This is a genomic window from Mesorhizobium sp. WSM4847, assembly GCF_055811335.1.
The window spans coordinates 228,736-240,481 of the sequence record NZ_JBVVPY010000006.1 but is presented as its reverse complement, the minus strand read 5'-3'; the positions used below and the strand labels follow the sequence as shown (position 1 = coordinate 240,481).

The window sequence follows — 11,746 nt, the reverse complement described above, 5'->3', positions numbered from 1 at the left end:
GCCGCGCTCATGAGGCGCTGCCCTACTGCCCTACTGCCCTACTGCCCTACTGCCCCCTACTGCCCTACTGCCCTACTGCCCTACTGCCCTACTGACCAGCCAGATGACATTGCCGACATCGTCGGCGACGAGCAGTGCGCCGCTCTGATCGATAGCAACGCCGACCGGACGGCCCATCGCCCTGCCGTCACGCCCGACGAAGCCAGCGAGCACATCTTTCGGGGGACCGCTCGGTTTACCACCGCGGAACGGCACGAAGATCACCTTGTAACCGCTGAGCACACTTCTGTTCCACGAGCCGTGCTGACCAACGAACGCGCCGTTGCCGTAGGCTGGGCCGAGCGACGCCCCTTTGGAGAAGGTCAGTCCCAGCGAGGCGGTATGGGAACCCAGCGCGTAGTCGGGCTTGACCGCCCTAGCCACGAGACCGGGGCGCTGCGGCTTGACGCGTTCGTCGACGTTCTGTCCGAAATAGCTGTAGGGCCAGCCGTAAAAAGCGCCGTCACGAACCGAGGTCATATAGTCCGGCACAAGATCGTCGCCGATCTCGTCACGCTCGTTCACGGCGACCCAAAGCTTGCCGGTTTCAGGGTTCCAGGAGAGCCCGTTCGGGTTGCGCAGCCCTGACGCGAAGACCCGGGTACGGCGGGTCGACCGGTCCACTTCAAGGACGGCGGCGCGGTTCTTCTCCGCGGCCATGCCGTTTTCTCCAACGTTACTGTTGGAGCCGACGGTGACATAGAGCTTGCGTCCATCCGGACTTGCGATCACATCTTTGGTCCAATGATGGTTGAGATCTCCGGCCGGTAAGTCGACGATCTTTTCCGGCGGCGTTGTGGCTTGGGTCTGGCCATTGGAGTAGGGGAAAGCGACAAGCGCGTCGGTATTCGCTACATAGAGAATGCCTTTGGACAGCGTCATACCAAAGGGAGAATTGAGGCCTTCTGCGAACGTCCTGCGCACATCCGCAATGCCGTCGCCATTGGTGTCGCGCAGGAGCGTGATGCGGTTGGCGCTTTTGGTCGCGGCCCCGGCGCGCTTCATAGCGAGGTCCATAAAGACCTTTCTAAGGCTGAAGCCTTCGTCATGCTTGGCAGGGGCATTGGTTTCGGCAACCAGCACGTCCCCGTTCGGAAGCACGTGCAGCCAGCGCGGATGGTCGAGGCCGGTGGCGTAGGGGTTCACCGTCAGCCCGTTCGCCGGGGTCGGCATACCACCTTTCTGCCAGCCTTTCGCCTCGGCGATGTTGACGGTCGGGATCAGCGTCGGTCTTGGTTTCGGTAAGGTTGGGTTGGGGCCATAGCCGATTATTGCCCCCGTTTTCTGCGCCGAAAAGCCAGCGCAGCCGGCAATGACGGCTCCCAATACCGCTATGAGTAGGCTTCGTGGGAAGCCGGCATGCATCGGACGTCCTCCGCATGGATTGCGTCGTGCTCTTTACGCAAACGCGAGTCAACGACGTATTATTCCAAACTGGCTCCAAACAACGGCGTTGGTACGCCGCCTCGGATGACCGTCAAAACAGTCACACGAAAACGGTTCGCCCGTGCTAATAATCACAGTCTAGGTCGCCGCCACGCGGCGTATTCGAGAGACTGGCGACGCGATCATGAACATCCCTCTCAATCCAGACGGCAGCGATCTGTCGCCTTACCTGCCGGACGAGCACGGGCTGTTCTTCGTCTATCACTTCGCCGCCGAAGGCACGAGAACCAAAGACGCGACCGCCACACGCTGGACATGGCGCAGCTACCAGCTTTCCGACATGCGCGCGCGCCACGAGATCGCCACCGAGCCGGCTTTGCCGCCGCCGGTGCGCGATGCCTTCCTGTCGGCCGGCCATGGCTGCCATATCGACCTCGAGGGCGACTGGCTGTATGGCGATTTGCCGGACCTGCGCCACGACTATTCGGCGGAGGCGCGCGGGCTTGGCCATTTCCGCTTCGCCTTCAACGACACGATGCTGATCGGCGGCCGCAAGCAACCGCTGCAATCGGTCGACAAAATCCGCAAGGCGATCGACAACGGATCGCGAAAGTTCCGCTCTCCGGCCGAACTGATCGAGGCTGTCATGGGCCAGTCGCTCGACGGCATGACGACGGAACTCGCTGGCCTTGGCGACACGCTCGATGGCATCGAGGACCGCATCGTCTGCGATGCATGGCACAATGAGCGGCAGGCGCTGGTCGATGCGCGCCGGCAACTGGTGGTGATCCATCGGCAGATGGCGACGCTGACCAGCCTGTTCCGCCATCTCGACCATTCGCATCGCAATGACCTGCCGGACGCAATCAACGACATGGCGGCACGGCTTTCGCACCGCGCCCATACGTTGCATCATGACGGCGAGCAATTGCGGGCCCGCGCCCGGCTCTTGCAGGACGAGCTGATGGCCAAGCTGACGACGCAGTCGAACCAGTTGCTTTACATGCTGTCGGTGATGACCGCGGTGCTGTTGCCGATGACGATCGTCTCAGGCCTGTTCGGCATGAATGTCGGCGGGCTGCCGCTGGTCGACACGCCGGTGGGCTTTTGGGTGGCGTCGGCGATATCGCTCGCCGTCGCGGTGGTCGTCTATCTGTTCGTCAGGCGGCTGGGGCGCGGGATGTAGCGGCAACCGTTACAAGGTCGCGCGAAAATCCTCGATGACAGTGCCGGCGGCGCGCGCCTCCGCTTCGTGGTTCGGCTCGCGCCACTCCTCTGCAAGGGCTGCCGCGTACCATTCGCGCATCGCCGGCAGAGCCAGCAATCGCGCCGGATAGGTGGCAGCCGCGCCCTCGAAGGACAGTCCGTAGGACTGAACCCTAAACGCCACCGGGGCAAAGAAGGCGTCAACGGCAGTGAAGCGATCGCCAGCCAGGAACGGTCCGCCGAAGCGGCGAAGCCCGTCGTCCCAGAGATCGCCGAGGCGAAAAAGGTCGTGCTTCAGCGCATCCGACATCGGCACCGGCGCGACGCGGACACCGCAGTTCATCGGACAGGAGCCGCGCAAGGCGGTGAAGCTCGAATGCATTTCGGCCGCTGCCGACCGCGCCCAGGCTCGCGCCTTCGGCTCGGCAGGCCAGACGCCAGCGTGGCGCTCGGCCAGATATTCGGTGATGCCGAGCGAATCCCAGACTGCCCAGCCGTCGTCAATCAGGCACGGTACGAGGCCGCTGGGCGAGAACGGCCGGTAGAGGCTCCAACTCGATCCGGTCGGAAACGGTGTCAGCCGCTCCTCGAAGGCGACGTCCAATGTCCGCATCAGCACCCATGGCCGCAGCGACCACGAGGAATAATTCTTGTTTGCTATGTGCAGCACGTACATCGAAAATCCTTGCTCTAACGCATTGCCGGCCGGATCTCGCGACCGCGGAACATCGACCAGGAATAGATCGCCAGCGCCGCCCAGATCAGGCCGAAGGCGATGGCCTGGGTGCTGCCGAAGGGTTCGCCGAAAATCAGCACGGCGATCAGGAACACAATGGTCGGCGCGATATACTGCATGATGCCGATGGTGGAGAGACGCAGCAGCTTGGCCCCGAAGCCAAACAGCAGCAACGGTATGGCGGTGACCGGGCCGCAGCCGATCAGCAGTGCGGTATCGTTCAGGGAACTGGAGACGAAATGGTCCTGCCCGGTGACGATGAGGAAGATGATGTAGCCGAGCGCCGGCATCGACAGCAAAAGCACTTCAAGCAAGAAACCCTGGCTGGGACCGATCGGCAGCGTCTTGCGGAAGAAGGCGTAGGCGGCGAAGGAAAACGCCAGCACCAGCGACACCCAGGGCAGCTTGCCGGCGTCGATCGTCAGCACCGCGACCGCGATGGCCGCCAGCACCACCGCCGCGATTTGCAGCCGGTCGAGCCGTTCGCTGAGCAGCAGCGCGCCGACGACGACACTGACAAGCGGGTTGATGTAGTAGCCAAGCGCAGTCTCGATGGTACGGTCGACCGCGATGGCCCAGACATAGATGCCCCAGTTGACCGAAATCAGCGCCGCCGTCAGCGCCGCCATGGAAATAATGCGCGGCGAATGCAACGCCGCTTTGAAATCCGCCGTGCGGCCGGCCCAGATCAAAACTGCCGCCGCGATCGGCACCGACCAGACGATGCGGTGCGCGATGACTTCGGCCAGTGGCAGATGTGCAACCGCCTTCATATAGAAGGGCAGCAACCCCCACAGGAGATAGGCGCCCAGCGCCAGCAGGAATCCACGCCGGGCCTTTGAGTCTGCTTCGAGCTGAATTGCGTCCGTGGCCATCGCCCAACGCTATGCGCCAGCCGCCGGGCCAAGACCATCGCAAAGTTCTGATGGATCAATGGACTTTCGCTGATGGTTCAATCCTACTCCGCCGCGACCAGCCCGGCCATCTCGCGGTTCTTCATCAGCTTGTAGACGATCGAATCCATCAGCGCCTGGAATGAAGCGTCGATGATGTTTTCTGAGACGCCGACCGTCCACCAGCGGGCGCCGGTTGCATCGTGCGATTCGATCAGCACGCGAGTGATCGCCTCGGTACCGCCATTGAGGATACGCACCTTGAAGTCGGCGAGCTCGAGGTCGGCGATCTCGTTCTGAAATTTTCCAAGATCCTTGCGCAGCGCGATGTCGAGCGCGTTGACCGGGCCGTGCCCTTCCGCCACCGACATCTTCTCCTCGCCATCGACCAGCACCTTGACGATCGCCTCTGAGACCGTCTTCAGCTGGCCATTGGCGTCGAAGCGGCGCTCGACCATGCAGCGGAACGAGGTGACGCTGAAGAATTCCGGCAGGCCATGCAGCATCTTGCGCGCCAGCAGCTCGAAGCTGGCATCGGCGCCTTCATAGGCATAGCCCTCGGCCTCGCGCTCCTTGACCACTGATATCAGCGCGTCCAGCCGGTGGTCGTCTTTCGGCATTTCGATGCCGCGCCGTTTCAACTCGGCGAGGAAATTGGCCTTGCCGCCTTGGTCCGAGACCATGACCCGGCGGCGGTTGCCGACCGCTTCCGGCGGCACATGCTCGTAAGTGGCCGGCTCCTTGGCCAGCGCCGAGGCATGGATGCCGGCCTTGGTGGCGAAGGCGGAAGCGCCGACATAGGGCGCCTGCGCTTCCGGCGCGCGGTTCAGCAATTCGTCGAAGGCGCGGGACAGGCGCGATATGCCGGCCAACGCTTCGGCCGAGATGCCTGTCTCGAAGCGGCTGGAAAAGGCCGGCTTCAGCGCCAGCGTCGGCACGATCGAGATCAGATTGGCGTTGCCGCAGCGCTCGCCGATGCCGTTCAGCGTGCCCTGGACCTGGCGCGCGCCGGCCTCGACGGCGGCCAGCGAATTTGCCACCGCCTGGCCGGTGTCGTCATGGGCATGGATGCCGAGATGGTCCCCCGGTATGCCTGCCTCGATGATCTTTTCGACGATGGCGCGCACTTCCGACGGCTGCGTGCCGCCATTGGTGTCGCACAGCACCACCCAGCGCGCGCCGGCGTCGTAAGCGGTCCTGGCGCAAGCCAGCGCATAATCGGGATTGGCCTTGAAGCCGTCGAAGAAATGCTCGCAGTCGACCAATGCTTCCTTGGCCGAGCCAATCGCCGCTTCGACTGACGCCTTGATCGCCTCGAGGTTTTCCTCGTTGGTGCAGCCCAGCGCAACGCGGACATGGTAGTCCCAGCTCTTGGCGACAAAGCAGATGGCGTCCGACTTCGACTGGACCAATGCGGCAAGGCCTGGATCGTTCGAAGCCGACACCCCTGCCCGCTTGGTCATGCCGAAGGCGACGAATTTGGCGGTTGCCGTGCGGTGCTTGGCAAAGAAGGCGGTGTCGGTCGGGTTGGCACCGGGATAGCCGCCTTCGATATAGTCGACGCCGAACGCGTCAAGCAGCCCGGCGATGGCGATCTTGTCCTCGACCGAAAAGTCGATGCCCGGCGTCTGCTGGCCATCGCGCAGTGTGGTGTCGAAGAGATAGAGGCGCTCGCGGCCCATGATCATTTCCCCGCAAACTTATCCGTCGCCCGGATCAGCCGGTCGAGGATGCCCGGCTCCGAATAGGCATGGCCGGCGCCCTCGACCAGATGGAAGTCCGCCTTCGGCCACGCCTTGTGCAGCGCCCAGGCATAGCGCGCCGGGCACGGCATGTCGTAGCGGCCATGGACGATGGTGCCGGGGATGTCCTTCAACTTGAAGGCATCACGCAGCAGCTGCCCTTCCTCAAGCCAGCCAGCATGGACGAAATAATGGTTCTCGATGCGGGCGAAGGCCACGGCGTAATCGTCTTCGCCAAACCGGCTGCTGGTTTCCGGATCGGGCAACAGCGTGATCGTCTCGCCTTCCCACAGGCTCCAGGCGCGGGCGGCCTCGACCTGCGCCTTGCGGTCGCTGCCGACCAGCCGCTTGCGATAGGCGGCCATCATGTCGCCGCGCTCGCCCTCGGGGATCGGCGCCAGGAAGCGCTCCCATTTGTCGGGGAACATTTCCGAGACGCCGAACTGGTAATACCAGTCGAGCTCCGCGCGCGTCAGCGTGTAGATGCCGCGCACGACCAGTTCGCTGACCCGCTCGGGGTGCGTCTCGGCATAGGCCAGCGCCAGCGTCGACCCCCACGAGCCGCCGAACACCAGCCATTTGTCGAAGCCGCACATGTCGCGCAGGCGCTCGATGTCGGCGATCAGATGCCAGGTGGTGTTGGCCTCGAGCGAGGCGTTGGGCGTCGACTTCCCGCAGCCGCGCTGGTCGAACAGGATGACATCGTAAAGCTTCGGATCGAACAGCCGTCGGTGCTTTGGCGAAATGGTGCCGCCCGGTCCGCCATGCAGGAACACGGCCGGCTTGGCGCCCCTGGTGCCGGAACGCTCCCAATAGACCTGATGGCCATCGCCGACATCGAGCATGCCTGAGTCGAAGGCCTCGATCTCCGGATAGAGGGTGCGCAGGTCATTGCTCATAATTTCAGGCCCTGCTGCGGCCAATTGGCCGTCTCGTGATCCGGATGCTGGAAGGAGATGATCGATTCCTGCCGGGTGTAGTAGTCAGGATCGTCATGGACCGGCGCGTCGAAGATCTTCTCCACCCAAGGCAGCCGGGCGGCATAGTTGATCTGGATCTGCGGTGCGAGGTCGGAGCGATCGTCAAAGGCGCCGATGGCGATCTCAAGCCCGCCAGGCTGCCTGTAGGTCAACGGCGTGCCGCAGCGGCTGCAAAAGCCGCGATCGATGTTGACCGACGACTGGAAATAGCTCGGCTCCTCGCGCACCCATTCGACACCGTCATTCGGCACCGTCACCAGCGCGCCGAAGAATGAACCGAACTGTTTCTGGCACATGCGGCAATGGCAGATGGAAGGGCGTCCAAGCGCCCCACGAATGCGGAAACGCACGGCGCCGCACTGGCAGCCGCCGGTTCGAACGGTTTCGGTCATGATCTTTCCTCCGGCGGCCATTGTTCGGTGTCGTGGTCGGGGTGCTGGTAAGAAACGAGATCGGCGAGATAGGAGGACGACGAAACATCGGCCATCGTCTCCTCGCCAGGCAATTCGTGGATGTGATCGACATAGGGGAGTTTTGCTTCGGTGCCCCACTGGATGGTCGGCGCGATCTCCTCCGCATGGTCGAAGGCCGCGATGGCGAGTGCGATGCCGTCGGGCGCCTCGAAAGTCAGCGGCGTGCCGCAATCGGCGCAAAAACCGCGCCAGGCGGCGTTGGAGGAACGAAAGCGTTTGGGCACGCCGCGCGTCCAGTCGAGTTTTGCGCCACGCACCGACACCAGCGGCAGGTAAAAATTGCCGCTTGCTTTCTGGCACATGCGACAATGACAGACGGAGGCGTCGCCCAGCGCGCCTTCGACACGGAAACGCACGGCGCCGCACTGGCAGCCGCCTGTGTAGACCGGTCTGTTATCCAGGCTCATCACTTCACTCCGGGGCATGGCAGACGGCTTCGACATTGTTGCCGTCGGGGTCGAAGACAAAGGCGCCATAGTAGTTCGCGTGATAGTGCGGACGAAGGCCCGGCCCACCATTATCCTTGCCGCCGGCGGCGATGGCGGCGGCGTGGAAGGCATCGACTTCAGCGCGGCTGCGCGCGGTGAAGGCGACATGCTGGCGGTCCTTCGGCTTGTCCTTGCCTTGATGCAGCCAGAACACCGGCCGGTCGCGGCCATAGCCGCCGACCTTGGCGCCACCGGTGTATTCCTGCGGCACCATGTAGAGCAGCGAGGCACTGAGCGGCGCCATCGCCCTGTCGTAGAAAGCTTTCGAAACGTCGAAATCGGAAACGGTGATGCCAAGATGGTCGATCATGGAACTACCTCCCTCGCTGCTTCGCCGGCCGGCATTCCGGCAGCGGCCAGGCCGGCTTCGATGACAATGTGCTGGCAGACGTTGTCGATGTCGCGAATGTCGTCGTCGTTCCAGAAACGCAGGATGGTCCAGCCCAGCGCCTCTAGCTTCGCGCTTCTTGCCAGATCGGATGCCGAAGGTTCAGACCGGGCATGCTGGGAGCCGTCCAGTTCGACAATCAGCTTTTTGGCGGGGCAGGCGAAATCGACGATATAGTGGGCGATAGGCATCTGCCGCCTGAAGGCTAGTCCCATCAGCCTGTGCGCTCTAATCTCATTCCAAAGCTTCAGCTCGGGTTCGGTCATAGCGCTGCGCATCTTGCGCGCATTGCTGCGGTTGTTGGCGGGTACTGGGAAATGCGTCATCGCGGTTCGCCCCCCTCTGTCCTGCCGGACATCTCCCCCTCCAGCGGGGAGATTGGACGGCACTTCGGCTTTCGCCAATCGCCGTCGTTGGTGATTGGGCGCTTCCGGCGAAGCTGCCAATCTCCCCCCTTGAGGGGGAGATGTCCGGCAGGACAGAGGGGGGTGCCTCGCGCCACCTTCACCGCTTTACCTCCCAGTTGGTGATGCGGGTGCCGGTGGCGGGATCCTTGCCGTCCTTCAGTTGCACGCCTTGCGCCAGAAGCTCGTCGCGAATGCGGTCGGCCTGGGCCCAGTTCTTGGCGGCGATCAGTTCCAGGCGCCTGGCGATGGCCCTGGCGGTGGCATCTTCATCAACCTTGGCCGGCGCAACGTCGAAGCCGAGGAACGACAGTGCCGCCTTCAGCGAAGCGGCAGCATGGTTTCCCGCGGCGGCGTTGCCGCCACCGGCAGCATTGGAATCCACAGCCTCGCCGGCCAGTTGCGTCAGCACCTGGAACGCGGAATAGGTTGCGAGATCGTCCGACAAGGCTTCCACCACTTCGACCGGCAATTGCTTGGCCGCCGCCGGTGCCAGGTCCGCCGCCCGCTTCCATTTGCGCAGCGTATTTTCCGCCTCTTCCAGCTTGCGCACGGAAAAGTCGATCGGCTCGCGATAATGCGTCATCAGCATCGCCAGCCTGAGCACCTCGCCTGGCCACTTGCGGCCACCAAAGGTCTCCGTCTCCAGCAACTCGTTGATCGAGTGGAAGTTGCCCAGGCTCTTGGACATTTTCTGCCCCTCGACCTGCAGAAAGCCGTTGTGCATCCACACCTTGGCCATCACCTCGGTGCCATGGGCGCAGCGCGACTGTGCAATTTCATTCTCGTGGTGCGGGAAGATCAGGTCGAGCCCGCCGCCATGAATGTCGAAGACCTCGCCGAGATAGGCGGCCGACATCGCCGAGCACTCGATGTGCCAGCCCGGCCGGCCCCTGCCCCACGGGCTGTCCCAGCCCGGCTCTTCCGGCGAGGACAGCTTCCACAGCACGAAATCGCCAGGGCTCTTCTTATGCGGATCGACGGCGACGCGAGCGCCGGCCTGCTGTTCGTCGAGATTGCGTTTCGACAATTGGCCGTAGTCCGGCATCGAGGCCGTGTCGAACAGAACTTCGCCTGCCGCAACATAGGCATGGCCGCGTTCGATCAAGCGTTGAATCAAGGAGATCATGTCGACTTTGCCATCTGCGCGCGGCTCGACGAATTCAGTGGCCCGCGGCTCGACCGTAGGTTGCAGGCAGCCGAGCGTCGCCACATCCTTGTGGAACTGGTCAGCGGTCTTTTCGGTGACCCGCCGGATCGCCTCGTTCAGCGACAGCTTTCCCGAGGCAATCTCGGTGCCGAAATCGCGCAGCGCGCGGTCGTTGATCTTGTCGTCGACATCCGTGATGTTGCGCACATAGGTGACGTGCGCTTGCCCGTAGAGATGGCGCAGCAGACGAAACAGCACGTCGAAGACGATCACCGGTCGCGCATTGCCGATATGGGCAAAGTCGTAGACCGTCGGGCCGCAGACATACATGCGCACATTGCGCGGATCGATCGGGAAGAAATCCTCCTTGGTCCGCGTCAGCGTGTTGTAGAGGCGCAGGCCCTTCGATGTGTCAGACATTCGTGCCTTCCCGGTGCGTTACTTTTTTGGTTGGGGCCACTTGCGCCGAGACGCAAATCAGCCACCAGCCTGCTGGCCGGGGCGTTTGTCCACTCTAGAAGGAAGATAGGCGAAAACGTCCGGACCAGCGCGAAGCTAGCCAATAATGCAGATGCCACAAATGGCGAAAGACGTTCTCATGAGCGGCTTTATCGCCTCAGCCAGTGTTGCCGTCAAGTCGCAACTTTCGGCAAAAGAGCCGCTGGATCACAGGTAATGACGCGGTGAAACATTTTATTAAACATCTCGGCACAGTCATGAAACATTCACCGGCTAGATCAGCAGATGTCACGATTTGGTCGGATTCGACCAGCAAACGCGGACACGAAGACGTTACCAGGGAAGAGAAAGATGCCTCGAGCCAAGCAGGACTCCAGCAGCGCCAAGCAACCGGCGCTCGCCACCCAATACCGGGCGATCGGCCCGGCCGCGATCGTCGCCGCCCTTCTCCACACAGCGAAGAAGAAGAAGCCGGCGCAGAAGATCACCTCGCCGCGCGCTGCCTGATGTGACGTGCGGCCGGCCGTTCGCCAGGAAATGGCAGCGCCGGCAATGAAGGCGCTGAGGCGCCCCAGAAAATAGCAGCTACTGCTGAAACAAGCTCATCTGACTGTCGTCGGCGCCCGGCTTCCGGCGCCTGGCCTTCTTGCGCTCCGGCCACCTTTCCTGAATCTGCGGCCCGGTGTTGGCGACCTTGTTGACGAGGTCGGAAACCGGGACGGCCTCGAAGAAATCGAGTTGTGCCGGTCTGAGCAGGTCGGCCACGTCGCGCGGCTCGCGCGTGCGGCAATCCAGCCAGCGGGCGAAATCCTGCGGATCTATCACCACCGGCATGCGGTCGTGGATATGGGCAATGTCGGCATTGGCGTTGACGGTCAGGATGGCGCCCGTGTCCATCTCCGAGCCGCCCGGCTCGGCATAGGTCTCGATCAGTCCGGCGAAGGCGACAAGCCCGCCATGCTTCGGCCGCACCCAATAGGGCTGTCCTCGCTTGTCGCCTGATTGACGCCATTCGTAGAAGCCGGAAGCCGGCACCAAAGCGCGGCGATGGCGCATGGCGGCGCGAAACGAGGCCTTTTGCGCTGCTCCCTCCGCGCGCGCGTTGAACAGCAACGGAAACGCACGCGTGTCCTTCACCCACGCCGGGATCAGCCCCCAGCGCACCAGCATCGGCTGCCGGTCTTGCAGGTTCGAGTCTGGCAGGTTCGCGCCTGGCGCTCGCGGCAAGCCTGCAATCGCCATCAGCACCGGCTGCGTCGGTGCGATGTTGTAGCGGGGCGGGAAATCCTCCAGTTCTGGCAGACCGAGAAAAGCGGCGGCCCGGTCCGGCGTGGCGGTCAAGGCGAAGCGTCCGCACATATGCTGAAACTCGTTGGATTGGTCGGATGTGAAGGTGGCGATG

Annotated in this window: 13 protein-coding genes; 2 read left to right on the top strand and 11 right to left on the bottom strand. The window is 63.1% G+C overall.

Annotation, left to right across the window (positions count from 1 at the left end; all coding sequences use genetic code 11):
* Window positions 1–72: 72 nt before the first annotated feature.
* On the bottom strand, window positions 73–1,404 hold the full coding sequence (locus AC0L28_RS11095) for a PQQ-dependent sugar dehydrogenase (protein WP_473477375.1): 1,332 nt from the start codon (window positions 1,402–1,404) through the stop codon (window positions 73–75).
* A 205-nt stretch (window positions 1,405–1,609) separates the two neighbouring features.
* On the opposite strand from AC0L28_RS11095, the gene AC0L28_RS11090 reads away from it, so the two are divergent.
* Entirely contained in the window at window positions 1,610–2,611 is a 1,002-nt protein-coding gene (locus AC0L28_RS11090) for a transporter (RefSeq protein ID WP_473477372.1), read from the top strand.
* A gap of 9 nt (window positions 2,612–2,620) precedes the next feature.
* On the opposite strand, the gene AC0L28_RS11085 is transcribed toward AC0L28_RS11090, so the two are convergent.
* The 9 genes from AC0L28_RS11085 to cysS all read right to left on the bottom strand — a co-directional run bounded on the left by AC0L28_RS11085 (window position 2,621) and on the right by cysS (window position 10,305).
* On the bottom strand, window positions 2,621–3,307 hold the full coding sequence (locus tag AC0L28_RS11085) for a glutathione S-transferase family protein (RefSeq protein WP_473477369.1): 687 nt from the start codon (window positions 3,305–3,307) through the stop codon (window positions 2,621–2,623).
* Window positions 3,308–3,321: 14 nt separating this feature from the next.
* The gene (rarD, locus tag AC0L28_RS11080; RefSeq protein WP_473477367.1) at window positions 3,322–4,242 is read right to left on the bottom strand and encodes an EamA family transporter RarD; all 921 of its coding nucleotides are present in this window, start codon (window positions 4,240–4,242) and stop codon (window positions 3,322–3,324) included.
* Between the two features lie 83 nt (window positions 4,243–4,325).
* Window positions 4,326–5,942: a citramalate synthase gene (gene cimA, locus AC0L28_RS11075; protein ID WP_287196429.1), complete on the bottom strand. Its 1,617-nt coding sequence runs from the start codon at window positions 5,940–5,942 to the stop codon at window positions 4,326–4,328.
* 2 nt (window positions 5,943–5,944) lie between these two features.
* Window positions 5,945–6,901 (bottom strand): prolyl aminopeptidase, encoded by a 957-nt coding sequence (pip, locus tag AC0L28_RS11070; protein ID WP_473477365.1) that lies wholly within the window; start codon window positions 6,899–6,901, stop codon window positions 5,945–5,947.
* A complete protein-coding gene (locus AC0L28_RS11065; RefSeq protein ID WP_473477363.1) occupies window positions 6,898–7,374 on the bottom strand; it encodes a GFA family protein in 477 nt (158 codons plus the stop codon). Before AC0L28_RS11065 ends, pip begins: the two co-directional genes overlap by 4 nt.
* Window positions 7,371–7,862: a GFA family protein gene (locus AC0L28_RS11060; RefSeq protein WP_023800739.1), complete on the bottom strand. Its 492-nt coding sequence runs from the start codon at window positions 7,860–7,862 to the stop codon at window positions 7,371–7,373. The genes AC0L28_RS11065 and AC0L28_RS11060 overlap by 4 nt, the downstream gene beginning before the upstream one ends.
* 4 nt (window positions 7,863–7,866) lie before the next feature.
* Window positions 7,867–8,253 carry a VOC family protein gene (locus AC0L28_RS11055; protein WP_473477360.1) on the bottom strand — a complete coding sequence of 129 codons (387 nt, stop codon included), beginning with the start codon at window positions 8,251–8,253 and terminating at the stop codon, window positions 7,867–7,869.
* Window positions 8,250–8,657, bottom strand: coding sequence for an endonuclease domain-containing protein (locus AC0L28_RS11050; RefSeq protein WP_473477358.1), 408 nt, complete (start codon window positions 8,655–8,657; stop codon window positions 8,250–8,252). Before AC0L28_RS11050 ends, AC0L28_RS11055 begins: the two co-directional genes overlap by 4 nt.
* 178 nt (window positions 8,658–8,835) lie before the next feature.
* Window positions 8,836–10,305 (bottom strand): cysteine--tRNA ligase, encoded by a 1,470-nt coding sequence (gene cysS / locus AC0L28_RS11045; protein ID WP_473477356.1) that lies wholly within the window; start codon window positions 10,303–10,305, stop codon window positions 8,836–8,838.
* A gap of 390 nt (window positions 10,306–10,695) precedes the next feature.
* On the opposite strand from cysS, the gene AC0L28_RS11040 reads away from it, so the two are divergent.
* A complete protein-coding gene (locus AC0L28_RS11040) occupies window positions 10,696–10,851 on the top strand; it encodes a hypothetical protein (RefSeq protein WP_128248329.1) in 156 nt (51 codons plus the stop codon).
* A gap of 78 nt (window positions 10,852–10,929) precedes the next feature.
* On the opposite strand, the gene AC0L28_RS11035 is transcribed toward AC0L28_RS11040, so the two are convergent.
* On the bottom strand, window positions 10,930–11,703 hold the full coding sequence (locus AC0L28_RS11035; RefSeq protein ID WP_473477507.1) for an SOS response-associated peptidase: 774 nt from the start codon (window positions 11,701–11,703) through the stop codon (window positions 10,930–10,932).
* Window positions 11,704–11,746: the final 43 nt, after the last annotated feature.